The sequence below is a fragment of the Dysgonomonas massiliensis genome (assembly GCF_900240225.1).
In the GTDB taxonomy this organism is placed as follows: Bacteria; Bacteroidota; Bacteroidia; order Bacteroidales; family Dysgonomonadaceae; genus Dysgonomonas; species Dysgonomonas massiliensis.
This window is the reverse complement of the sequence record NZ_OEPV01000007.1, coordinates 1-23,169: the sequence shown is the minus strand read 5'-3', so window position 1 is coordinate 23,169 and position 23,169 is coordinate 1. Positions and strand designations below refer to the sequence as shown.

Below are 23,169 nucleotides of genomic sequence, written 5' to 3'. Positions count from 1 at the left end.
CTACGTGTCGTTTTTTTAAGTCAAAAAGCGTTAATTTCAATATCCATTCCGAATTTATACATTATCTTAGTGAATCAGAAAATGACTAGATTTTTTTAGCCTTTGTTTAGGTTAAATGTCTGTAAATATTACCGCTATGAGTATTCAGTCTTTGTACGAGATTTATAAAAAGTACCCCGTTATAACTACCGATTCGCGTAACTGTCCTACAGATTCTATTTTCTTTGCACTCAAGGGTCCGAGCTTCAACGGAAATGCTTATGCTGAGCAAGCAATAAAGTCGGGTTGTAGTTATGCTATAGTTGACGAGGTTGAGTATGCTACATTGCCAAACACAATCTTGGTAGATGATGTCCTTAAAACTCTGCAGCAATTAGCCAATTATCATCGTAAAACTTTACGAATTCCAATTATTGGGATTACCGGAACTAATGGGAAAACCACTACTAAGGAATTGGTGTCGGCAGTGTTGACTCAAGAACATAATGTTATTGCTACTTCAGGTAACTTTAACAATCATATAGGTGTACCATTGACGCTTTTACGAATTCGTAAAGAGCATGAAATTGCTATCGTCGAAATGGGAGCTAATCATATGGGAGAGATTAAAGAACTATGCGAAATAGCTGAACCCAATTTTGGCTTGATAACTAATATTGGTCATGCACATATAGAGGGATTCGGTTCGTATGAAAATATAATCAAGACTAAAGGAGAGCTTTATGATTATATTCGCTTGCGTCAGGATGGAAAGATTTTTGTAGATTACGATAATGAGCTTCTGCGTGGTATGTCAGAAGGTATAGCTTCTATATATTATGGGCTTGACTGTGATGATAATCAATTTGTAACAGGTAAAGTGCTTTCATCCAGTCCTTATTTGGTTTTTGAATGGAAGATGGCTACGAAATATCATAAAGTAGAGACAAAGATGATTGGTAGCTACAATCTTTCGAATGCTTTGGCTGCAATAACCATCGGTAAATATTTCGGGATCAAAGGAGATTTGATATCTAAAGCTATCAGCGAATATGTGCCGACTAATAATCGATCGCAGTTGAAAGCTACAGGGTCAAATATGCTGATCATAGATGCTTACAATGCCAATCCAACTAGTATGATTGCTGCATTACAGAATTTTGATCAGATGGAGGTTGGACGTAAGGTGTTAATTCTTGGCGAAATGAAAGAATTGGGTGCTGATAGCGGAAAAGAACATGAGAATATCGTGGATTATGTTCAGCATCATGACTTTGATGAGGTAATGCTTGTCGGTCGTAATTTTGCTCCTTTGAGTAATTCGTATAAGTACTTTGAGGATGTAGTTGATTTGCAGAAATATCTTGAAAAGAATCCAGTCAAAGACAGTTATGTGCTATTGAAAGGATCGCGTGGCGTTCAATTAGAGAAAGTAGTGGATTTGCTGTAAATAGTATAGAGAAGATATAAAAAAAGAGATGCCAGATCCGGTATCTCTTTTTTTGTCTTATTGATTGATCTCTCTTAGTTTGATCTTCGTTAGAACCTGTTTGGTGTTTAGCGGGAAATCTGCATCCATCATCCAAGCATAAAAACTAGGTTCTTTCTTCAGAACTTCGGCTACAGGCTTGCCTTTGTGTTTTCCGAAGTTGAATACTTCGACTCCATTCTCATCAAGGATAATACGTCCAGCAAGATCGACATTGTTGTTGAAGAATGAGAATTCTTCAGATAATGAAGCCATATCATTCACAAGGTCTGGATATCTGTCCAGCTGAGCTTTCAACACTTCGTATGTAGCTCGTGTGTCGGCTTCGGCCGAGTGAGCATTTTCCAGAGTCTTGTCGCAATAGAACTTGTATGCAGCTTCTAGCGTGCGTTGTTCTTTCTTGTGGAAGATAATTTGAACATCGATCATTTTGCGCTTGCTGAAATCGATGTCTATCCCTGCTCTTAGAAATTCTTCTGCCAATAACGGAATGTCGAAACGACTAGAGTTGAATCCTGCCAGGTCGCAGCCTTCCATCTGTGTTGCTAATGATTTAGCTATTTGTTTGAATGTTGGGCAATCTTTCACATCTTCATCGTAAATGCCGTGTATCGCAGAAGCTCCTGCAGGAATTGGCATTTCAGGATTGAGACGTTTGGTCTTAGACTCCTCTTTGCCATTCGGATATACTTTCAGATACGAGATTTCGACGATACGATCGCGAACAGTATCGGTTCCGGTTGTTTCGAGGTCGAAGAATATAATGGGGTTTTTTAAGTTTAATTCCATGAGGTATATTTAAGTATAAAGACTTTATCACCTCTTTGATAAGCCGATGATAAAGTCTTCGATATTATTGATGTTTACTTTCTTAGTCGTTTAGCATCATCGGCATCAACAGCATCAGAAGATCTTCGCCTTCTTCGTTTTCGGAAGGAAGGATTAGTCCTGCGCGTGATGGATCAGATAGCTCCAATGAAACTTCGCCAGAAGGCATATTGTTTAGGATCTCGATCAAGAAACTCGATTTGAAGCCGATATTCATTGCATTGCCTTCGTATTGACATGGAATTGTTTCTTCGGCAGCTGTCGAGAAGTCGATGTCTTGTGCCGAAATAATAATCTTATTGTCTGTCAATTGAAGTTTTACGAGGTTGCTTGCCTGATTAGAGAATACCGATACACGTTTCAACGCTGTAAGGAATGCCATGCGGTCAAGTGTTACCTTGTTAGGGTTGTTTTGTGGAATAACCGAGTTGTAGTTCGGGTAGCGACCTTCGATGAAACGACAAGTCATTGTGTATCCCGACATTTTGATCTGAGCGTTGTTCTCGTCGAAACCGATTGTTACAGTTTCTGATTCTTTCGGTAGGATTGAGCGAAGCAGGTTAGCCGGTTTTTTAGGTAGAATGAACGATGCGCGTTCTGAACCTTTTACATCTAAAGCTTTGCAGCGAACCAATTTGTGTCCGTCTGATGCAACAAAAGTCAGGTCGTCTGTTGTGATATCGAAGTAGATACCATTCATCACGGGACGAAGTTCGTCGTCGGCACTTGCAAAGATTGTGCGGTTGATTCCTGCATACAATGTCTGAGGATCGATAGTCAACGAGATAGCCGATTCTTTTAGCTCTTTAGGCTGAGGATATTCGTCGCCGCTTTGTCCGATAAAATTGTATTTACCGTTGTGGAAATAGATGAATGTTTCCAGATTATCATCATTGATTTCGAAAGTCAACGGTTGTTCCGGTAATTCTTTTAACGGATCAAGCAAGTTTTTGGCATTCACTGCAAACTTTCCGTCGCCAGTCGATTCTTGAACTTCGATAGAAGTTACCAAACGGGTTTCGGCATCCGAAGCTGTCAAGGTCAAAACGGTGCCATTAAGCTCCAATAAAAAACAATCCAAGATTGGTAATGTGTTTTTTGAGTTGATAACCTTACTGATAGCCTGTAGGTGGCTTAGTAAAGCTGTGCTGGATACCACAAATTTCATATTATCGTATTTTAGTTTTAGTAATTAATGATCTTATAAATGAAGCAAATATACTGTTTTTATTGAAATATGGCAATAGTTGCTTTCGCTATGTTTTGCGATTGTTAAAAAGTAACACTTGTGTACAGATTTTTCAATGTTTTTGTTTGTTCACGTTTCTCTATTTTGCAAATATGATTTTCTTAAAATAGTATAGATAAAGTATTGGATAAAAGATTGGTCTTCTTGTTTTGTGTTAGAGATGTCCGATGTTTTTGTATATTTGGAGAAAATACCTAAAATCGAATGTTGTTAACCATATTCAATTTTTTAAAGCCTGCTATACTGATAGCTATATCCTTGTCAGGTGTGTTATATTCAAGTTCTCCAAAATATAAGACGATAGCAAAAAATGTCTTTTATGTCTCTCTTATATTGACGCTCCTATTAGCTTTTCTATTCGGATTCCTAATTATTGTTGTAATTTTGGAGCACCTTTTGCTGAGCTAGTTTCCAAAAAATATTTAAATTGTATTTTCGCAATATGAGTAAACTGTATCGCCTATATCGAAAGCTTGTAGTTTATATATTTATAATAATAGGAGCTTTGCTTATTGTTAATGGTGTGATTCTCTTTTTTTACCCTAGCGAGGGAGAGAACCCTCCGAAGTATATTGTAGTGGGGATTGTATTGTTGTTAGCTGCATTAGCTGCTAAGCGCTTTAAGTTTATTTCGGTGCGTTAGCTGTTTCTTTTGAGATTTTTCTAGTTCTAAAATAGTCTAATTGAAATTACAGGATTAATTATGTCGTCATTAAATTCGATTCTTTTAGGTTTGATTGTTTTATTGGGTGTTTCCTTTATCGTTTTGAAGTTACACAATTCTAAAATAGCTAAAATTCTGTTTCGTATATCAGTGGTTTTATTGGCTTTGTATCTGTTGTTGATATGTGGGCTTGCTATTTGGTATTTTAGCGGGAATTAAAATATGGAATGATGTCATAAATGTCAATAAGATAAAAAAACGTCTCTAAATGATTCTGAATGTATAAATTGTTTAACTTTGTAGCTTATGTAAAAACGTGGGCTCGTTCGTAAGAGCTCCAATATTAACTTATCAGAGTATAAACATGATTAAAATTACATTTCCTGATGGTTCGGTGCGTGAATACGCAAAAGGAACTACCTCGCTGCAAATTGCTGAAAGTATTAGTCAGCGATTGGCACAAGAAGTATTGGCTGCACGCGTAAATGGAGATATCTGGGATTTGACCCGTCCTATTGAAGCTGATGCTGCAATCGAACTTCTAAAATGGGAAGACGAAGATGCAAAGCATGCATACTGGCACTCGTCGGCTCACTTGATGGCAGAAGCCGTTCAAATACTTTATCCGCATGCAAAATTCGGAATAGGTCCGGCTATCGAAAACGGATTCTATTACGACATCGATTTTGGTGACACTCCAGTCAAAGATGCTGATTTCCCTCGCATCGAAGCCAAAATGATGGAGCTTATAGCTAACAAAGAAGAAATCAAACGCCAAAGCATCACGAAAACCGATGCATTGAAAATGTTTGGCGATCGTAACGAAAATTACAAGGTTGAGCTGATCAACGACTTGGAAGACGGAACGATAACAACATACACGCAAGGCGTATTTACCGACCTTTGCCGTGGACCTCACTTGCCTAATACATCGTATATCAAGGCTGTGAAAATCCTTAGCGCTGCCGGTGCTTACTGGCGTGGCGACGAAACTCGCAAGCAGTTGACCCGTTTGTATGGTATCACTTTCCCTAAAAAGAAAATGCTTGACGAGTATCTTGTATTACTTGAAGAAGCTAAAAAACGCGACCATCGTAAGATTGGTAAAGAGCTTGAATTGTTCGCTTTTTCAGAAAAAGTGGGTAAGGGTCTTCCATTGTGGCTGCCTCGTGGAACTCAATTGCGTTTGAAGCTGGAGGATTTCTTAAAGAAAATCCAAAAACGCTTCGAGTACGAACAAGTAATGACTCCGCATATTGGTTCTAAAGAATTGTATGTAACATCTGGTCACTACGCAAAATATGGTAAAGATTCGTTTCAGCCAATTCAGACACCGGAAGAAGGTGAAGAATTCTTGTTGAAACCGATGAACTGTCCGCATCACTGCGAGATCTATAAAGTCACTCCGCGTTCGTATAAAGATCTTCCGCTTCGTTTGGCTGAGTTTGGTACAGTGTATCGTTACGAGCAAAGTGGCGAGCTTCACGGCTTGACTCGTGTTCGTGGGTTTACTCAAGATGATGCACATATCTTCTGTACGCCTGATCAGTTGAAAAACGAGTTTCTGAAAGTAATGGATATTATCTTCATTATCTTCAAGGCGTTGGATTTCGAAAATTTCGAAGCTCAGATTTCACTTCGTGACCCTGAGAATAAAGAAAAATATATAGGTAGTGACGAAAACTGGGAAAAAGCAGAACGTGCAATCATTGAGGCTTGTGCCGAAAAAGGACTTCCTGCTCGTACCGAGTTAGGTGAAGCTGCATTCTATGGTCCGAAACTAGACTTCATGGTGAAAGATGCGTTAGGCCGTCGTTGGCAGTTAGGTACTATTCAGGTAGACTATAACTTGCCAGAGCGTTTCGAGCTTGAATATACAGGAGCTGATAACCAGAAACATCGTCCGGTGATGATTCACCGTGCACCATTCGGTTCGATGGAGCGTTTCATCGCGGTATTGATTGAGCATACGGCAGGTAAATTCCCATTGTGGCTGACTCCTGATCAAGTAGTGGTTCTTCCAATCAGCGATAAGTATAACGACTATGCACACCGTGTAGCAGCATATTTCAAACGTAACGATATTCGTGCTACTGTAGATGATCGTAACGAGAAAATCGGACGAAAGATTCGTGATAACGAGTTGAAACGTATCCCGTATTTGTTGATCGTAGGCGAGAAAGAAGCAGAGACAGAAGCCGTTTCGGTAAGAAAACAAGGCGAAGGAGATAAAGGTTCTATGAAATTTACTACCTTTGCAAAAGAACTAAACGACGAAGTAGAGAGAATGATGAATGCTTGGGAAAATGAACAATAAAATCTCAGGCTTGAAAATAACTAATTACAAACTAAAAAGTAGATAAAGAAACAGAAACATTATTGAATGAGAAACAGCAGGATTAATTTAAAAAAGAAAGAAGACGCACATCGTATTAATAATAATATCCGCGTCAGAGAAGTCAGATTGGTAGGCGACAATGTAGAACCAGGGGTATACCCAACGAGCGAAGCTTTGCGTCTAGCCGACGAATTAGAACTTGATTTAGTCGAAATATCGCCGACAGCTGAGCCTCCTGTATGTAAGATAATGGACTATCAGAAGTTTCTTTATCAACAAAAGAAGAAGCAGAAAGAGGCTAAAGCTAAATCTGTTAAAGTAGTTGTAAAAGAAATCCGTTTCGGACCTCAGACTGATGAGCATGATTTTCAGTTCAAACTGAAACATGCAAAAAGCTTCTTGGAAGAAGGTGCAAAAGTGAAAGCTTATGTATTCTTCAAAGGACGTTCAATTCTATTTAAAGAACAAGGTGAAGTGTTATTGCTTCGTTTTGCAACAGAATTGGAGGACTTGGTAAAAGTAGATCAGTTGCCTCAATTGGAAGGTAAGCGCATGATTATGATGCTTTCTCCTAAAAAGCAACCAGTTGCTAAGCCAGTAGCTAAGAAGGAGTCAGCTCCGGCAAAGAATAAAAATAAAGAAGCTGCAGAAGCTCCGAAGGAAGAAGAATCGGAAGATTAAGAATTAGTTAAACATTGAATATAGAAGTGGGCTTTATCATCTGGTAAAGTCCACTTTGTTTTTAGAGTTTTGATAGAATTGTATGAACTCGAGCTTTTTATTTGTCATAAATAAGTTAATAAGTATGAATTTCTTATGAGTAAAGCTATTTATTTTGTTTCTTTGCTCCGATTTTAGGTATAATGTTCCCTTTTTAATCGTAGACAAAATTTATGTCTAACAACAAAGCTAAAGGTATTTCGTTTTTTACATCGGGTGTGATTACTACAATAAGTATTGCACTTGTACTCTTTTTGTTGGGTTTGATCTTTTTAGTGGGTTTCACCGGAAAAAGCTTCTCCGAATATTTTAAAGAAAATATGGCAATCTCAGTAGAGATTGACGAGAAAGCTGCCGATGCTGACATCCTTGCTCTGAAGACAAAACTAACAAAGAATCCGTATGTCAAAGAAGCTAAATATATAAGCAAAGAGGAGATTAAAGAGCAGTTGATCAGAGATCTCGGACGTGATCCGGAAGAGGTTTTGGGCTACAATCCTGCACGAAGTTTCTACGATGTTTATATCAAGTCGGATTATGTAAATCCGGATAGCATTAAATTGGTCGAATCTTCGTTGAAAGGGCTGAAACCTATAAAAAATATAGTATATAGCGAAGACGATATAAGTCTTGCAAATTCGAATCTGACAAAAGTTGGTACAGTGCTGTTGATACTTGCTGCTATATTGCTTACAATATCTTTTGTTTTGATACATAGCACTATTCAATTGAATATATACGCTAAGCGTTTCTTGATTAATACAATGCAACTAGTGGGAGCAACAAACGGATTTATTCGTCGACCTTTCATAGGTCAGATGGTGCTGAATGGTGTTGTTGCTGCTATTTTAGCAAATTTAGGTTTGACGGCATTTGCTTATTATGCAGTGAAATATTATCCCGAACTAGCTAATATAGTGAGTCCCGAAGAGATGATTTTTGTATATGTACTTGTGCTTATTGCAGGGATTGCAATTACTGCGCTTGCAGCCATCGTTGCTGTAAACAGATTTTTGAGAATGACAACGAATAAACTTTATCATATTTAATTTAAATAATGAATAACAAAAACTTTGCTTTTCAAAAGATAAACTATATAATCTGCGCAGTCGCGGTTGTAGTTATTATCTTAGGATTTGTACTGATGACGGGGCCGGCATCGACTATCGAAAACGGATTCGAACCCGATATTTTCAGTACCCGACGTATAGGTGTTGCTCCTATAACATGTTTCATAGGATTTATACTAATGATTGTCGGTATCCTGTATAAAAAGAAAGATTCAACAGCTGTTGATCAAGAATCAGATCAAGAATAATATACATCCTAGCATAAGACAAATAAATAATGAGCATTTTTGAAGTTATCATCATTGCCATTGTCGAAGGATTGACCGAGTTTCTTCCGGTGTCGTCGACAGGACATATGATTATTGCCCAAAGTCTTCTGGGTGTAGAGAGCAACGAGTTTGTAAAAGCATTTACAGTAATCATTCAATTCGGAGCCATTCTTTCGGTCATAGTTTTATACTGGAAACGTTTTTTCAATGTGAAGAAAGACTATCCGTCAGAAATAGCGAATGGGGGATGGTTGAGGAAAATGCTTTATAAATACGATTTTTATTGGAAACTGCTGATCGGATTCATTCCTGCAGCTGTAATAGGTTTCTTGTTGAATGATTATGTCGAAGCCATGTTGGAGAGTGTTACAGTTGTAGCTGTGATGTTAGTCTTGGGAGGTATTGTGATGTTGTTTGTCGATCAGTGGTTTAACAAGCCTAAACAAGATCAGACAATGACCGAAAAAAGTGCCTTCATAATTGGACTCTTCCAGTGTATAGCAATGATTCCGGGAGTTTCGCGTTCGATGGCTACTATCGTGGGGGGAATGACACGCGGATTGACTCGTAAGAATGCAGCTGAATTCTCATTCTTCTTAGCTGTGCCTACTATGGCAGCAGCAACGGGTTACAGCCTATATAAATTGATTCGAGTTCCTGATGGTGGATTGTTCGATTTCGATTTTACAATACTGATTGACAATATGTCAGCACTTATTGTAGGTAATGTCGTAGCATTTATTGTAGCATTGCTAGCAATTAAATTTTTTATTGGATTTGTTACTAAATACGGGTTTAAACTATTCGGCTGGTATCGTATTGTAGTAGGGGCATTGATCCTGATCCTGATGTTTACCGGACACGAATTAGCAGTTATTTGATGGATTTTATAGAAGGAGAAATACTATACGTCAGCAAACCATTGAATTGGACATCGTTCACTTTGGTACGGAAATTGCGCACTAGAATATGTCGTAATCTGAATATTAAGAAGTTAAAAGTCGGTCATGCCGGAACGCTTGATCCTTTGGCTACGGGTGTAATGATTATTTGTACGGGAAAGAAAACGAAACTGATCGAGACTTTTCAGTATCAGACAAAAGAATATATAGCAACGTTGGAAGTAGGAGCAACTACACCATCTTTTGATAAAGAGACTGAAGTAGATGCAGTATTTCCGACCGATCATATAACGAAAGAGTTGGTTGAGACTAAAATTCAAGAATTTGTAGGAGAAATACAACAGGTTCCGCCTGTATACTCAGCATGTAAGGTTGATGGTAAACGTGCTTACAAATATGCTCGTGAGGGCGAAGAAGTAGAATTGAAACCAAAATTATTGGTTATTGATGAAATAGAATTGCTGGAATATGCGATGCCGATCGTTAAGATTAGGGTAGTATGCAGCAAGGGAACATATATACGTGCTTTGACACGAGATATCGGATTGGCACTAGGTTCAGGGGCGCATTTGGCTGCTTTGGAGAGAACACGTGTAGGTGATGTGACTTTGGCAGATTGTATTGATGGCGCACAAGCCGAAGATATGATTGATGCTTTGATGTTGAATAAATAAAGAGAATATAATAAGGAAATATATATGAAACTTTCGCAATTTAAATTTAAACTTCCGGAAGAGCTGATAGCTTCGTATCCGGCTAATCATAGAGATGAAGCTCGAATGATGGTAGTCAACCGTAAAACGGGAGAGGTTGAACATAAAATATTCAAAGAAGTACTCGATTACTTCAATGAAAAAGATATGTTCGTCTTCAACGATACGAAGGTTTTCCCTGCACGTATGTATGGTAACAAAGAAAAGACCGGTGCTACGATCGAAGTTTTTCTGTTGAGAGAACTTAACGAGGAATTTCATCTATGGGATGTGTTAGTGGATCCTGCTCGTAAAATCCGTATTGGTAATAAACTTTATTTTGGCGAAGATGATTCATTAGTAGCCGAAGTTATCGACAATACAACTTCGCGTGGACGTACATTGCGTTTCTTGTATGATGGACCAGATGAAGAATTCCGCAAAGTCCTTTATTCGTTGGGCGAAACTCCGATTCCTAAATATTTGAACCGAAGCGAAGAGCCAATTGACAAAGAGCGTTATCAAACAATTTTCGCTAAAAACGAAGGTGCTGTTGTTGCTCCGGCTGCAGGTTTGCACTTCAGTCGCGAATTGATGAAACGTATGGAAATCAAAGGAGTTGATTCGGCTTTCATTACATTGCACTCAGGATTAGGTAACTATCGCGAAATAGACGTAGAAGACTTGACTAAGCATAAGATGGATTCTGAGCAATTACTTATTACTCAAGAAACTGCCGATCTTGTGAATAAAGCCAAATCGGGAGGTCATCGTATTTGTGCAGTTGGAACTTCTGTGATGCGTGCTATCGAGACTATAGTAACTACTAATAGCGAGTTGAAACCAAATAATGGCTGGACAAATAAATTTGTTTTCCCTCCATATGAATTTGGAATTGCTGATTCGATGATTACAAACTTCCACTTGCCAGAATCAACACTATTGATGATGACTGCTGCTTTCGGTGGATATGATTTGATTATGGATCTTTACGATCAGGCAATCAAAGAAAAATATCGTTTCGGTACTTATGGCGATGCCATGTTAATTATCTGATAATGGTTGAGTCAAAGCTGCATACAGTCTACTTGAGTCTGGGTACGAACTTGGGCGATAAAGAGGCGAATATGCATCAAGCATTGAAAAATATTGATGAACGGGTGGGCAAGATAATTGCCTGCTCCGTTTTTTTTACGACCGAACCAGTCGGTTTCGAGTCCGACAATTCGTTCCTTAATGCGGCTTGTAAGATAGAAACTGAATTGTCGCCTTTGGAAGTGTTGGAATATACGCAGGTTATCGAACGTGAGATGGGGCGTAATTCCAAGTCATATAATAAAGAATATAAAGATCGTATTATTGATATTGATATTCTGCTGTATGATGATCTTGTATTAGAATATCCTCACTTGATAATTCCTCACCCCGAAATGCATAAGCGTGAGTTTGTGTTGAAACCTTTAGCCGAAATAGCTGCAAATGTAGAACATCCATTATTCGGGAGAACGATAGAGAAATTGCTTGCTGAACTAAGTAAATGAATTATTGTTCATTCTCCGAATGCGAGAAGTAAGCAGCAAAGCATGGTACACTTTCGTTGTGAAAACGATCGCTTGCCGTGACTGAATAGTAAAATCCATATTCGCCGGTATTTACCGGAAATTTTATTTTATTCCCCCTTATTCCTGAAGCTATTATATATTTCGGATCATTTACATCGGGCTGCTCTTCTGTTGAGTAGTAAACCGTATAAGTAAACCCTTCGGAGTTGTCAGGAGCATTCCATTCAATATTCAATAAATCGCCTTCTTTGTATACCTGTAGGTCGAGTGGTGAATTCGGAGCTACATTGTCCAACCATGTCATTGGCGGCAGCTTGGCCTGATAAGGATAAAATACCTCTAGAGAATCTTTCAGCCCTTTTAGGTTTGTTGTTACATTCTTGGCTCTAAAATATGCTTGTCCTCCAGCTTTGCTGTTTCTTGTGAATTCCATCTGTTTGGTAATGTCCGATAAAGGCCATTTCTTTTCTTCGGGTAGCATCTGATAGATGCCCAATCCGGGAACTATAGGGCGATTGTTGGAGTTGGCAACCCAATCTTCTACAAATGGATAGAATAGGTCGTCTTTGTAATACATCATAGGGAAAAGCATATCGTGCTTTCCTTCTTTCAACCAACGGGCTGCATCCTGAAAAACAGTTTCGCGGGCAGTCCACCCATCGTTAGGTCGATGAGGCAGTGGCTGATATCTGCCTAAAGGCGAACTGCTGACTTGCACCCATGGTTTGATTGCTTTTACAGCATCGTATATATTGCTTACGAGACGATTTATATTGTCGCGTCTCCAGTCGTGCAGCGATTTGCCATTCCCGTATTTTTTGTATGTATCGTTATCGGGAAATGTACGATCGTTATTGGGATAACGAATGTAGTCGAATTGTACGCCATCTACATCGTAATTGGTGACGATTTCTTGTACAAGAGAAACTATATGATCGTTTGTCTTCGGATGTCCAGGATCGAGATACCATTCAATGTTATTTACGAGTTTATAGTTCTCCGGCTTTTTAGCGAGTAAAGCTTTTTGTCTTTTTTTAGGAACTGCCTTACGTTCACTTCCCATTGGGAAAGTAACTATCCAAGCATGACATTCCATGCCGCGCTTGTGGCATTCCTCGATAGTAAATGCTAGAGGATCGAAATTGTTATTGCGATTGAAATAGCTGTTTTTAGGCTCTATTTTAGAATTGTAGAATACAGTTCCGCGCGCACGTGTTTGAAAAAATACGACATTGAAATTTAATTTCTGAAACTCATCCAACATTGCTCTTAATTCGGCTTTTTGCTGATCTACACTTCTGTTTTGTGTAGGCCAATCCAGTCCCCAGCTTGTTGTAAGCCATACAGCCCTGATTTCGATAGCCGGTTGTCGGGCCGAAATGTGTAGCGTCAATAAGAATATTGCAGAAAGTAGAAAGCTTCGAAGTTTATACATTATAGTCCACTGAAATTAACGTTATCGAATAGTAAAGAAGGGATGCGGCGTGTAGATTTTTCGCGTGGATCGTTTCCTATTTCCATCAGATTTTGCCATAATGTAAGGATATTTCCTGTTATATTCATCTCGCTGATAGGAGTTGTTGCAACGCCGTTTTCTATGAGAAATCCTTCAATTCCGAATGAAAAATCGCCGGTCGTGCTATTCGTATTTCCACCATTGAAGCCGGTTACCCAAATACCTTTGTCAATAGTTAATAACAATTGATCGAAGCTTTTGTTTCCGAGTTCCAGATTAAGAATTGATGGAGACGCGATTGTAGGCTCTACACCCATTTTCAATGAGGAGTATGTATCGATAAAATATGTATTTAGTACTCCTTTTTCTATAATACGCTGCTCTTTGGTTGCAACACCTTCGCCGTCGTGCCAACGAGCGCCAAAGGCTCTTTTGAGATGGGGAGTGTCTATTAATGTTAGCTTTTCGGAAAGAATTTGATCACCCAAACGGTCGAGTAGAAAAGAATTCTTCTGATGAAGAGCCGAGCCAAACATAGCACTGATCATCGGTGCCAGTAGTCGACTTGAGGTCGTGTTGTCAAGTAGCATCGGATAAATTCCCGATTTAATTTTGCGTTGACCTATTTTTTGTAATGCACGCTTTAGAGCAGTTTTACCAATCCCCGTTTTTTGCAAGTCATTCCAATACAGACTGCTGTCGAACCAATAAGATTCGGCGCGAGCATCGCTGCCTGTTTCCAGAGCAACTTCAACGGTCAGGTCGAAAGCAGTATCAGCACTTTCGGTTTCGAATCCGTTGCTGGCTATCATATAATCGGCTCCCATGCCGTCGTTGTAGGATGCTGTAATGGTTATGATGCGATCATCCGAGTCGAGAATTTCTTCAACGGCTTGCTTTGCTATTTCTATCTTCCGCTCTGCGTCAATCGATGCAAATGATTTGTCAAACAGATCAAGATCGCGGCCATCCGGCTTGTAATATCTGCTTGGATCGGGTAGTTGACGGCAAGGATCTTCGGCTAGTAGACGAGTTGAATCTATTCCGTCGCGAATGAATTTATCGAGAATACTTTTATCAATGCGATTTGTTGAGAAACTACCGTATCTGCCATCGACAAATAATTCGATATAAAGCTTGTTTTCCGAGCTTTGATGTAATTTGTCTAATTGTCTGTCGCGGTATTCAAACGAATTGTTTTGTCCGGTTATGATAGATGCACGCGCTTGTTGGCAGCCATTGGCTAGGGCTGTATCGATAGCCCATTGTGCAATTTGTTTATTCTCCTTGCTAATCATCGATTTAGTATTTAGTGCAAATGTAATGATAAAAGCTTATTTAACATTGGACGATGCTATTTTTGCTAACAAAATGATCATTTAAATTTTGATTATTTATTATATTTGATGAAAGCCTTTTGTCTCAGGATGAATGGCTAACGATAAAATGATTCTTATTTAAATACAATATTGTTGAATGTTAACCTATAATTGTCGACTAATATGAAAATTGAAACAATTTTGTCAAATCTGGAAGCAAAACATCCAGGCGAAAAAGAATTTCTTCAGGCAGTAAAAGAAGTTCTTGTTACTATTGAAGAAGTATACAATCAGCATCCGGAGTTCGAGAAACACCGAATTATTGAAAGGCTAGTTGAACCGGATCGTATCTTTACTTTCCGCGTGGCATGGGTTGATGATAAAGGAGATACTCAAGTGAATATAGGCTATCGTGTTCAATTTAACAATGCGATAGGTCCATACAAAGGTGGCATCAGATTCCATGATTCGGTAAACCTTTCATCGTTGAAATTCTTAGGGTTTGAGCAGACGTTTAAAAATGCACTTACTACGCTTCCTATGGGTGGGGCAAAAGGAGGTTCAGACTTCAGTCCGAAAGGAAAGTCGAACGGAGAAATTATGCGTTTCTGTCAGGCATTTATACTCGAATTGTGGCGTAATATTGGTCCTGATACAGATGTTCCTGCGGGGGATATTGGCGTTGGAGGACGCGAAGTTGGTTATATGTACGGTATGTACAAGAAATTAGCTCGCGAGAATACCGGAACATTTACCGGAAAAGGACTTGAGTTTGGCGGATCACGTATTCGTCCAGAGGCTACAGGATATGGAGCTTTGTATTTTGTGCAAGAAATGTTGAAAGAAAAAAGCATAGATATAAAAGGCAAAACTGTAGCGGTATCAGGTTTCGGAAATGTAGCCTGGGGAGCAGTTTCGAAAGCAACTGAATTAGGAGCAAAAGTTGTTACTATCTCTGGACCCGATGGTTATGTTTACGATCCTGATGGAATTTCAGGTGAGAAAATTGACTATATGCTTGAACTTCGTAATTCGGGTGAAGATATTGTTGCTCCATATATTAAGAAATATCCGAATGCAGTGTTCCATGCAGGTGTAAAACCATGGGTGGAAAAAGTGGATATTGCTATGCCTTGCGCCATTCAGAACGAATTGAACGGAAATGATGCAGCAACGCTGATTGCAAATGGAACAATGTGTGTGGCTGAGGTTTCGAATATGGGTTGTACAGCAGAGGCTGTGGATTTATTCATCGAAAAGAAAACATTGTTTGCTCCAGGTAAAGCGGTTAATGCCGGTGGAGTTGCAACTTCAGGTCTTGAAATGACTCAGAATGCAATGCATATTCAGTGGTCGGAAGAAGAAGTGGACAAGAAACTTCACGAGATAATGAAGAGCATTCACGAGCAATGCGTGAAATATGGAAAAGACGGCGAATTTATCAATTATGTAAAAGGTGCTAACATTGCCGGATTTATGAAAGTTGCACGTGCAATGATTGCTCAAGGAGTGATTTGATAAAACTTATATATCAAAATAATTTTGAGGCTTGTCCGATTTTAGGATAAGCCTCTTTTTTCTATCTTCGAAATATTAATTATAATGGAAATTAAAACGCAAATGAAAAAACTATTCCTATCATCTTCATTCGGTGATGTCGTTGATATATTTAAAAGTTATCTGATAGATGACGTTAAAGGTAAAACGGTAACGTTTATTCCTACGGCAAGTCTGGTTGAAGAAGTAACATTTTATGTGGATGAAGCAAAAAATGCTTTCCGAGAGATGGAAGTTGTCATAGATGAATTAGATATTTCGACAGCTTCAGCAGAAATGATATCCGGAAAGATTAAGAAGAATGATTTTTTCTACGTGTCAGGAGGCAATACGTTCTTTTTGCTTCAAGAATTGAAAAGAACTGGAGCCGATAAGTTGATCGTAGAAGAAATCAATTCAGGTAAATTATATGTTGGAGAATCTGCCGGAGCAATAATCGTATCTCCCAACATAGAGTATGTGAAAGATATGGATGATCCGAAGGCTGCGACAGAATTGATATCCTATCAGTCCTTAGGTGTAATTGACTTTTATCCTGTGCCGCATTACGGAGAATTCCCTTTCGAGGAAGCAGCAGAACATGTTGTTACAAAATATAATTCTGACTTAAAATTGTGTCCGATTTCGAATAGTCAGGTTATACTAGTTGATGGAAGCAATGTTAAAGTTGTTGGTCTGAGCTAATTGGATTTTATGTTGTAACATGATGGCAATTGCCTGAATACTATTGGCTGAAAAATGTGTACATTTGCATTATTATGATTGATCAGTCAACAGTAGACCGCATAGTCAATGCGGCAGATATAGTAGATGTTGTTTCACAGTATGTTACACTCAAACGTAGAGGTGTCAACTTCGTAGGCCTTTGTCCGTTTCACGAAGACAAGACGCCATCGTTTTACGTGTCTCCTTCAAAAGGTATATGCAAGTGTTTTGCATGTGGTGAAGGGGGGACTTCTGTTCATTTCATAATGAAACATGAGCAGCTGTCGTATTACGATGCATTGCGTTTTTTAGGAAAAAAATATAATATCGAGATCGAAGAACGTGAACTGACCGACGATGAGCGTCGGGTACAAAGTGAGCGTGAAAGTTTGTTTATTCTGAATGAATATGCCCGAGATTACTTTGTGAAAACTTTGCATGAGCATATCGAGGGTAAAAGTATCGGTCTTAGTTATTTTCGCGAGCGTGGATTTCGCGAAGATATTATACAGAAATTTCAATTAGGATATAGCCTCGAAGATAGAGATGCTTTCACGCAGGAAGCAATTCGTACGGGGTACAAAAAAGAATATCTTGTCAAAACGGGGCTTACTATCGAGGGCGAAGGTTATACTGCCGACCGATTCCGTGGTCGTGTGATGTTTCCCGTACACACGCTGTCGGGTAAAGTTATTGCATTCGGTGGTCGTATTCTGAAGAAAAATGAAAAAACGGCAAAATACGTCAATTCACCCGAAAGTGAAATTTATCATAAAAGCAGTGAATTATATGGTATCTACTTCGCTAAACGAGCGATAACGAAAGAAGATCGCTGCTATCTGGTAGAAGGCTATACCGATGTCATATCGATGCATCAAGCCGGCATTGAGAACGTTGTTGCTTCGTCCGGAACGGCTTTGACGCAAGGTCAGATCAAGTTGATACATCGTTTTACGAATAACGTAACCGTTTTGTATGATGGCGATGCAGCAGGTATTAAAGCGGCTTTGCGCGGAATCGATTTGTTGCTCGAGCAAGGATTGAATATCAAAGTTGTACTTTTGCCTGATGGCGAAGACCCCGATTCATTTGCACGTAAACAGAATGCCGATTCGCTACATAAGTTTCTGAAAAGTAGTGAGGTCGATTTTATTCGTTTCAAGACTCAGCTTTTGCTTGATGAGGCAGGGGAGGATCCTATCAAACGCGCTCAACTGATAACAGATATAGTAAACAGTATATCTGTTATTCCCGATAATATAATAAGAACCGTGTATATTCGCGACTGCAGCCGATTGCTCGAAATCTCGGAAAGTGTTTTGGTACGCGAGGTTAATAGAAAACGAGGAAACCACTTGGAACAGCGCTTCAATGAAACGAAGCAGGCTCCACCCGAAGATTTGTTTTTACCGCCCGAAGATAGAATGTATTCTGAGCCACAGGCAGGAGCAAAACAATCTAAAAAACAAAAGTCGATAGTGACTTATGAACTGGCAGTACTTTACTATGTTGTTCGTTACGGCAAAGAGGTTATTGTAGAAGGTGAAAATGGTCCCATCAATGTGATCGAATATGTGAAAATGGATTTGGAGCAGGATGGATTATGGCTGACTCACCCGCCATATAAGCAAATGTTGGAAGAGGCAATTAATCATTCTACTTTAGAGGGATTTACCCCTTCGCGTTATTTCTTGGCGCACCCTGATCCCGAAATCAGCCGTATAGCAGTCGAAATAGTGAGCGATCGTTACGAATTGAGTAAAGTTCACACAAAGCAGTTCGGTGAGAATGTCTCTGCCGAAGAAACACCTTTAGCGGAAGAAAATAATCTTCAGCGTACAGTTCCAGTTGCCTTGGCAGAACTGAAAAACTTCTATGTTCAACAACGGATTGATAAAATAATGGAAGAAATTGCCGTAAAAGGAAAAGAAGGCGACGATATGGCTGTAATTGCACTGATGAAAGAAATGAAAGAATTGCAGTTGCGAATAAAAGCTCCGTTGAACAAATTTTTAGGTGAACGAATTGTACTTCCTAAATAAGAATAATATCTTTACGACCAATTATATAATATAAAGATCAATAAAAGAAGATGTTTTATCTCGAAGCACAGAATATTGTAAAAAAATACGGAGATCATACAGCTCTTAGCGGAGTGAGTATTGGTGTTCCGCAAGGATGTATTTACGGACTGCTAGGGCCGAATGGTGCAGGTAAAAGTTCGTTGATACGTATCATAAATCGAATTACAGCTCCAGATGATGGGCAAGTACTGTTAAACGGACGTCCATCCGAGCCTCAGGATATATTCAATATCGGTTATATGCCCGAAGAGCGTGGCTTGTATAAAAAAATGACCGTTGGTGAGCATATAATGTTTTTAGCCAGATTGCGTGGTTTGTCAAAATCGGAAGCGCGTAAGCGTATGGATTATTGGTTGAACAAATTTGCAATTACAACTTGGGAAAACAAACGGGTTCAGGAGCTATCGAAAGGTATGCAGCAGAAAATTCAGTTTATTGTGACTGTTATCCATTCGCCCGAATTGTTGATTCTTGACGAGCCGTTCAGTGGATTGGATCCGGTTAATGCTGAGCTTTTGAAGAATGAAATTCTCGAATTGAAAGCGCAAGGTAAAACGGTGATTCTTTCGACACACAATATGGGATCGGTTGAAGAACTTTGCGATCGTATAACGCTGATCAATAAATCGAAAGTGATGCTTCAGGGTGATGTGAAAGAGGTAAGAGCTCAGTTCCGTGAGTATATCTTTACTCTAGAAATAGCAGGGTCGAATGGCTTTGATGTTTCGTCTCCATTATTTAGTACTTTGTTTATCGAGCCTCAAAAACAAAGTACAATTGTAAAGATTAAGAAGCTTGATCCCGAAACACCAAACTCAGAAATTATAAAAACTATCATCGAGAAGAATGAAATTCTTAGCTTCGAAGAAGAACTTCCTACTATGAATGATATATTTATTCAAATCGTATCACAATCAAGCAAATGAACGCATTAAAACTTATTATAGCACGCGAGTATCTGGCGGCAGTCAAAACCAAAGCTTTTCTTTGGACTACACTTCTTACTCCGATCTTTATGATCGTGGTAATTCTTTTACCTCAATACTTAGCTACTTTGAGTAATGACGATATCAAGCAGATATACGTTATGGATAGAACGAACGTTTATTATCCATTGTTAGAATCGAATAACGATTATCAGTTTATTAAAATTGGTGATATGAGTGCGATGCCATCACGTTCGGCAGAAAATGAAGTGTCTTTTGCTTTGTTGACAATTGATGAGGTATTAAACGATAAGCCGACAGCAGCAACATTGTATTCTGAAAAACAGCAAGCTCCGCGCGAGTTGACTCAATATATCAACGATGTGCTGACTACGGCTGTGAATAATAAAAGGCTGAACGATTATACAGCTCAAGCCAATATAGATGCACAGACTATAGCAGATATACAAGAAATAACTAGTTCGAAAGATCGTATACATATTTCAACTAAACAATGGACTGAAGATGGAGAAGAAAAAGAAACAGCTAACGAAGCTGTAACTTTTATCGGAATGGGATTTACGTTCCTGATGTTTTTCTTTATTATGATGAATGGTTCTATGGTGCTTCAGAGCGTTGTTGAGGAAAAGACGAACCGTATTGTTGAGGTAATTATTTCTTCGGCAAAACCTTTCGACTTGATGATGGGCAAGATTGTTGCTGTTGCAGCAACGGGATTGACTCAATTGGCCTTATGGGCTGTCATTATAGTTGTAGGGTGTGGTATTGCAATTCCGGCTTTCGGTATCGATATGAGTGCTTTGACAGGCTCTGGTAGTCCTCAAGATATGGCTGCTATGGGAATGGATCCAAAAATGATGGAAGGTATCATGTTTATTCAGAGTATAAATTGGTTGAAACTGTTAGTTTGCTTCTTATTTTACTTCATAGGAGGATATTTGTTGTATGCTGCATTGTATGCAATGTTTGGATCAGCTGCAAACGATTCGCAGGAAGCCCAGCAATTTGTAATGCCATTGACAATAATACTTCTTCTTGCATTCTATGTGGGATTTGCTGCAGCTCGTAATCCTGAGGGAGCGCTTGCTTTCTGGGGATCTATTATACCTCTTACATCGCCTATAGTGATGATGGTGCGTTTGCCATTGGATGTGCCAATGTGGGAAATTTGTCTTTCGTTGGGATTGTTATTCCTGACGGCTGTTGTTGCTATAATGCTTGCCGGCAAAATTTATCGTACAGGAATCCTGATGATGGGTAAAAAAGTTACATTCAAAGAGATATTCCGCTGGATAACATATAAATAATTATTTATCTATGCGTTCGAGAAAGGAGAATAGATGAATAAAGCGATTCTGCGACTAGCCATTCCTAATATTATTTCTAATATTACAGTTCCCCTCTTAGGATTGGTGGATATGGCGGTCGTTGGTCATTTAGATTCGGAAAGTTATATTGCAGCAATTGCAGTAGCTGTCACGATATTCAATTTTATATATTGGAACTTCGGATTCCTACGTATGGGTACAAGCGGCTTTGCTGCTCAGGCATATGGTGCAGGAGATAAATTCGAGCAAGCCAATATTCTTCTTCGATCGCTTTTTGTAGCATTCTTGGGTGGGTTATTGTTAATCAGCCTTCAATTTTTGATATTGAAACTTGGCTTCTTCTTCTTCGAAGTTGATCCGAATGTACGTAGCTACGTTAGCGATTATTTTCATATCTATATCTGGGCAGCTCCGGCTGTACTTGGACTTTATGCCATCAATGGGTGGTATGTTGGCATGCAGGATGCTATAACACCGATGTTTATCGCCATTGGAATTAATATTGTAAATATTGGGTTGTGCCTGTTGTTAGTATTCGGTTTCAGAATGAAACTCGAAGGAGTTGCTACGGCTGCATTATGCGCACAATATGGTGGTCTGATCACATCCTTATGGCTGGGATTATGTAAACACCGCTATTTAAAGAGTTTCTTTGATTTCTCTGTGTTAAAGAAAATATCTGATTTCGTTCCGTTCTTTCGAGTAAACACAAATATCTTTCTACGGACATTAGCTTTGATAACTGTATCTACATTTTTTGTATCGGCTTCTTCTCGATTAGGTACCGAGATGCTAGCAGTCAATGCTCTGATGATGCAAATGTTTACCTTATTCTCCTATCTGATGGATGGCTTTGCATACTCTGGTGAAGCTTTGACTGGAAAATTCATTGGACGAAAAGATTATATTATGCTGAAACCTCTTGTGAGAAGTTTGTTTAAATGGGGTTTTGTTGTAGTTGTCTGCTTTACTTCTGTTTATGCTTTCGGTTTTGATTTTATTTTGAGTATTCTTACGGACAAAGCAAATGTTATTAGCCTTGCTCATGATTACAAATTTTGGGTTTTACTTATTCCTATTGCTGGATTTTCGGCATTTCTTTGGGATGGTATATTTGTTGGAGCTACTGCTTCGCGACAGATGCGTAATTCGATGCTTATAGCAATGCTTGCCTTCTTTGCCATCTATTACGGTTTTAGTTATATAGTTCCTGAATTTTTCCAAACTTATACTAACAATATTCTTTGGTTTGCATTTATATCTTATTTATGTGTAAGGGGAATTGTTCAATTGTTTATGTTTCGGCGTATCTTCAATTTTGTGTAAATAGTCGGACGCTTTCTTATTGTAAGAAAATATTTATATATATTAACTATTTGGCTCTTGACTGGTTGTTTGCACTTGGGTGTATATTCTCGAAAAATGATTATGTTTGTGTACAGAAGGAAGAGTTTTAAATAATTATTATTTGCTATACATGGAGAATTAGTTGTGTAAAATATAGTTTACTCACTTATCCCTGTCTGATGTTTGTTTAAATGCTTTTCATCTAATTGTTTATACATTTACAACCACCAAATAGAATTAATTATGCGTTTAGATTTAAGTTCACAGATTGTACTGGACCGTGTCCCACAGCGCTACTACAAATCCGACAATGAGTTCGAGCTTTCCGCTCTGTCTCGTTTCGAGAAAGTCACCACTAATATTTACGAATCATCCGTTGAAGCTTCATTGGAAGTAGCCCGTGAGATTGCTTCGCGTATCCGCAGCAAGCAGTCCAAGAACGAGCAGTTTGTACTTGCTTTGCCCGGCGGGCACTCACCGCAGACCATCTTTCAGGATCTGATCCGTATGCACAAAGAAGAAGGGCTGAGCTTTGATAACGTTATCGTTTTCAACATCTATGAGTTCTACCCGCTTTCACCTCAATCGGCTAGCAACCTTGCTGTCTTGAAAGAGACTTTCCTTGACCACGTCAATATCAAGCCCGAAAATATCTACTCTCCCG

20 protein-coding genes are annotated in these 23,169 nt (G+C 38.9%); 16 read left to right on the top strand and 4 right to left on the bottom strand.

The window, feature by feature from the left end; genetic code table 11:
- Positions 1–136: 136 nt before the first annotated feature.
- Complete coding sequence (locus C1A06_RS08175) at positions 137–1,429, top strand: UDP-N-acetylmuramoyl-tripeptide--D-alanyl-D-alanine ligase (protein ID WP_101689769.1); 1,293 nt, start codon at positions 137–139, stop codon at positions 1,427–1,429.
- A 57-nt stretch (positions 1,430–1,486) separates the two neighbouring features.
- Here C1A06_RS08175 and C1A06_RS08170 read toward each other — a convergent pair whose 3' ends face one another.
- Both C1A06_RS08170 and dnaN read right to left on the bottom strand, forming a co-directional pair.
- Positions 1,487–2,257: a 3'-5' exonuclease gene (locus C1A06_RS08170; protein WP_101689768.1), complete on the bottom strand. Its 771-nt coding sequence runs from the start codon at positions 2,255–2,257 to the stop codon at positions 1,487–1,489.
- A gap of 82 nt (positions 2,258–2,339) precedes the next feature.
- Positions 2,340–3,464 carry a DNA polymerase III subunit beta gene (gene dnaN / locus C1A06_RS08165; RefSeq protein ID WP_101689767.1) on the bottom strand — a complete coding sequence of 375 codons (1,125 nt, stop codon included), beginning with the start codon at positions 3,462–3,464 and terminating at the stop codon, positions 2,340–2,342.
- 1,109 nt (positions 3,465–4,573) lie between these two features.
- On the opposite strand from dnaN, the gene thrS reads away from it, so the two are divergent.
- From thrS to folK, 8 genes are all read left to right on the top strand, one after another.
- Entirely contained in the window at positions 4,574–6,526 is a 1,953-nt protein-coding gene (gene thrS / locus C1A06_RS08155; RefSeq protein ID WP_101689947.1) for a threonine--tRNA ligase, read from the top strand.
- A 66-nt stretch (positions 6,527–6,592) separates the two neighbouring features.
- A complete protein-coding gene (infC, locus tag C1A06_RS08150) occupies positions 6,593–7,228 on the top strand; it encodes a translation initiation factor IF-3 (RefSeq protein WP_101689765.1) in 636 nt (211 codons plus the stop codon).
- Positions 7,229–7,440: 212 nt separating this feature from the next.
- Positions 7,441–8,316, top strand: coding sequence for a cell division protein FtsX (locus C1A06_RS08145; RefSeq protein ID WP_101689764.1), 876 nt, complete (start codon positions 7,441–7,443; stop codon positions 8,314–8,316).
- Positions 8,317–8,324: 8 nt separating this feature from the next.
- Positions 8,325–8,585 (top strand): DUF3098 domain-containing protein, encoded by a 261-nt coding sequence (locus tag C1A06_RS08140; RefSeq protein ID WP_101689763.1) that lies wholly within the window; start codon positions 8,325–8,327, stop codon positions 8,583–8,585.
- A gap of 29 nt (positions 8,586–8,614) precedes the next feature.
- Positions 8,615–9,487, top strand: a complete 873-nt coding sequence (locus C1A06_RS08135; protein ID WP_101689762.1) for an undecaprenyl-diphosphate phosphatase — start codon at positions 8,615–8,617, stop codon at positions 9,485–9,487.
- Entirely contained in the window at positions 9,487–10,182 is a 696-nt protein-coding gene (truB, locus tag C1A06_RS08130) for a tRNA pseudouridine(55) synthase TruB (protein ID WP_101689761.1), read from the top strand. The genes C1A06_RS08135 and truB overlap by 1 nt, the downstream gene beginning before the upstream one ends.
- A 24-nt stretch (positions 10,183–10,206) precedes the next feature.
- Positions 10,207–11,256 carry a tRNA preQ1(34) S-adenosylmethionine ribosyltransferase-isomerase QueA gene (gene queA / locus C1A06_RS08125; RefSeq protein WP_101689760.1) on the top strand — a complete coding sequence of 350 codons (1,050 nt, stop codon included), beginning with the start codon at positions 10,207–10,209 and terminating at the stop codon, positions 11,254–11,256.
- A 2-nt stretch (positions 11,257–11,258) separates the two neighbouring features.
- Positions 11,259–11,741, top strand: a complete 483-nt coding sequence (gene folK, locus C1A06_RS08120; RefSeq protein ID WP_101689759.1) for a 2-amino-4-hydroxy-6-hydroxymethyldihydropteridine diphosphokinase — start codon at positions 11,259–11,261, stop codon at positions 11,739–11,741.
- A 1-nt stretch (position 11,742) separates the two neighbouring features.
- Here the strand turns inward: folK and C1A06_RS08115 are convergent, their stop codons facing one another.
- Both C1A06_RS08115 and C1A06_RS08110 read right to left on the bottom strand, forming a co-directional pair.
- Positions 11,743–13,197, bottom strand: a complete 1,455-nt coding sequence (locus C1A06_RS08115) for a glycoside hydrolase family 10-like protein (RefSeq protein WP_101689758.1) — start codon at positions 13,195–13,197, stop codon at positions 11,743–11,745.
- Positions 13,197–14,516, bottom strand: coding sequence for a TldD/PmbA family protein (locus C1A06_RS08110; protein ID WP_101689757.1), 1,320 nt, complete (start codon positions 14,514–14,516; stop codon positions 13,197–13,199). The genes C1A06_RS08115 and C1A06_RS08110 overlap by 1 nt, the downstream gene beginning before the upstream one ends.
- A gap of 204 nt (positions 14,517–14,720) precedes the next feature.
- On the opposite strand from C1A06_RS08110, the gene gdhA reads away from it, so the two are divergent.
- The 7 genes from gdhA to C1A06_RS08075 form a co-directional block, all read left to right on the top strand.
- Positions 14,721–16,055, top strand: a complete 1,335-nt coding sequence (gene gdhA, locus C1A06_RS08105) for an NADP-specific glutamate dehydrogenase (protein WP_101689756.1) — start codon at positions 14,721–14,723, stop codon at positions 16,053–16,055.
- Positions 16,056–16,157: 102 nt separating this feature from the next.
- Positions 16,158–16,778, top strand: coding sequence for a Type 1 glutamine amidotransferase-like domain-containing protein (locus tag C1A06_RS08100; protein ID WP_101689946.1), 621 nt, complete (start codon positions 16,158–16,160; stop codon positions 16,776–16,778).
- 74 nt (positions 16,779–16,852) lie between these two features.
- Positions 16,853–18,841 carry a DNA primase gene (gene dnaG / locus C1A06_RS08095; RefSeq protein WP_101689755.1) on the top strand — a complete coding sequence of 663 codons (1,989 nt, stop codon included), beginning with the start codon at positions 16,853–16,855 and terminating at the stop codon, positions 18,839–18,841.
- Positions 18,842–18,891: 50 nt separating this feature from the next.
- Entirely contained in the window at positions 18,892–19,809 is a 918-nt protein-coding gene (locus C1A06_RS08090; RefSeq protein WP_101689754.1) for an ABC transporter ATP-binding protein, read from the top strand.
- Positions 19,806–21,137, top strand: coding sequence for an ABC transporter permease (locus C1A06_RS08085; protein ID WP_101689753.1), 1,332 nt, complete (start codon positions 19,806–19,808; stop codon positions 21,135–21,137). Before C1A06_RS08090 ends, C1A06_RS08085 begins: the two co-directional genes overlap by 4 nt.
- Positions 21,138–21,170: 33 nt before the next feature.
- A complete protein-coding gene (locus tag C1A06_RS08080; RefSeq protein ID WP_101689752.1) occupies positions 21,171–22,484 on the top strand; it encodes an MATE family efflux transporter in 1,314 nt (437 codons plus the stop codon).
- Positions 22,485–22,748: 264 nt separating this feature from the next.
- Positions 22,749–23,169: 6-phosphogluconolactonase (locus C1A06_RS08075; protein WP_185116831.1), on the top strand; the 421-nt coding region annotated here is incomplete at its 3' end.

Excerpts from the sequence above, each read along its gene's own strand:
- C1A06_RS08085 (WP_101689753.1), top strand. The coding sequence starts at position 19,806 with ATGAACGCATTAAAACTTATTATAGCACGCGAGTATCTGGCGGCAGTC.
- C1A06_RS08170 (WP_101689768.1), bottom strand. The coding sequence starts at position 2,257 with ATGGAATTAAACTTAAAAAACCCCATTATATTCTTCGACCTCGAAACA.
- C1A06_RS08090 (WP_101689754.1), top strand. The coding sequence starts at position 18,892 with ATGTTTTATCTCGAAGCACAGAATATTGTAAAAAAATACGGAGATCAT.
- C1A06_RS08115 (WP_101689758.1), bottom strand. The coding sequence starts at position 13,197 with ATGTATAAACTTCGAAGCTTTCTACTTTCTGCAATATTCTTATTGACG.
- infC (WP_101689765.1), top strand. The coding sequence starts at position 6,593 with ATGAGAAACAGCAGGATTAATTTAAAAAAGAAAGAAGACGCACATCGT.
- thrS (WP_101689947.1), top strand. The coding sequence starts at position 4,574 with ATGATTAAAATTACATTTCCTGATGGTTCGGTGCGTGAATACGCAAAA.
- C1A06_RS08110 (WP_101689757.1), bottom strand. The coding sequence starts at position 14,516 with ATGATTAGCAAGGAGAATAAACAAATTGCACAATGGGCTATCGATACA.
- dnaG (WP_101689755.1), top strand. The coding sequence starts at position 16,853 with ATGATTGATCAGTCAACAGTAGACCGCATAGTCAATGCGGCAGATATA.
- queA (WP_101689760.1), top strand. The coding sequence starts at position 10,207 with ATGAAACTTTCGCAATTTAAATTTAAACTTCCGGAAGAGCTGATAGCT.
- C1A06_RS08175 (WP_101689769.1), top strand. The coding sequence starts at position 137 with ATGAGTATTCAGTCTTTGTACGAGATTTATAAAAAGTACCCCGTTATA.
- gdhA (WP_101689756.1), top strand. The coding sequence starts at position 14,721 with ATGAAAATTGAAACAATTTTGTCAAATCTGGAAGCAAAACATCCAGGC.
- C1A06_RS08135 (WP_101689762.1), top strand. The coding sequence starts at position 8,615 with ATGAGCATTTTTGAAGTTATCATCATTGCCATTGTCGAAGGATTGACC.
- folK (WP_101689759.1), top strand. The coding sequence starts at position 11,259 with ATGGTTGAGTCAAAGCTGCATACAGTCTACTTGAGTCTGGGTACGAAC.
- truB (WP_101689761.1), top strand. The coding sequence starts at position 9,487 with ATGGATTTTATAGAAGGAGAAATACTATACGTCAGCAAACCATTGAAT.
- dnaN (WP_101689767.1), bottom strand. The coding sequence starts at position 3,464 with ATGAAATTTGTGGTATCCAGCACAGCTTTACTAAGCCACCTACAGGCT.
- C1A06_RS08145 (WP_101689764.1), top strand. The coding sequence starts at position 7,441 with ATGTCTAACAACAAAGCTAAAGGTATTTCGTTTTTTACATCGGGTGTG.
- C1A06_RS08140 (WP_101689763.1), top strand. The coding sequence starts at position 8,325 with ATGAATAACAAAAACTTTGCTTTTCAAAAGATAAACTATATAATCTGC.
- C1A06_RS08100 (WP_101689946.1), top strand. The coding sequence starts at position 16,158 with ATGAAAAAACTATTCCTATCATCTTCATTCGGTGATGTCGTTGATATA.
- C1A06_RS08080 (WP_101689752.1), top strand. The coding sequence starts at position 21,171 with ATGAATAAAGCGATTCTGCGACTAGCCATTCCTAATATTATTTCTAAT.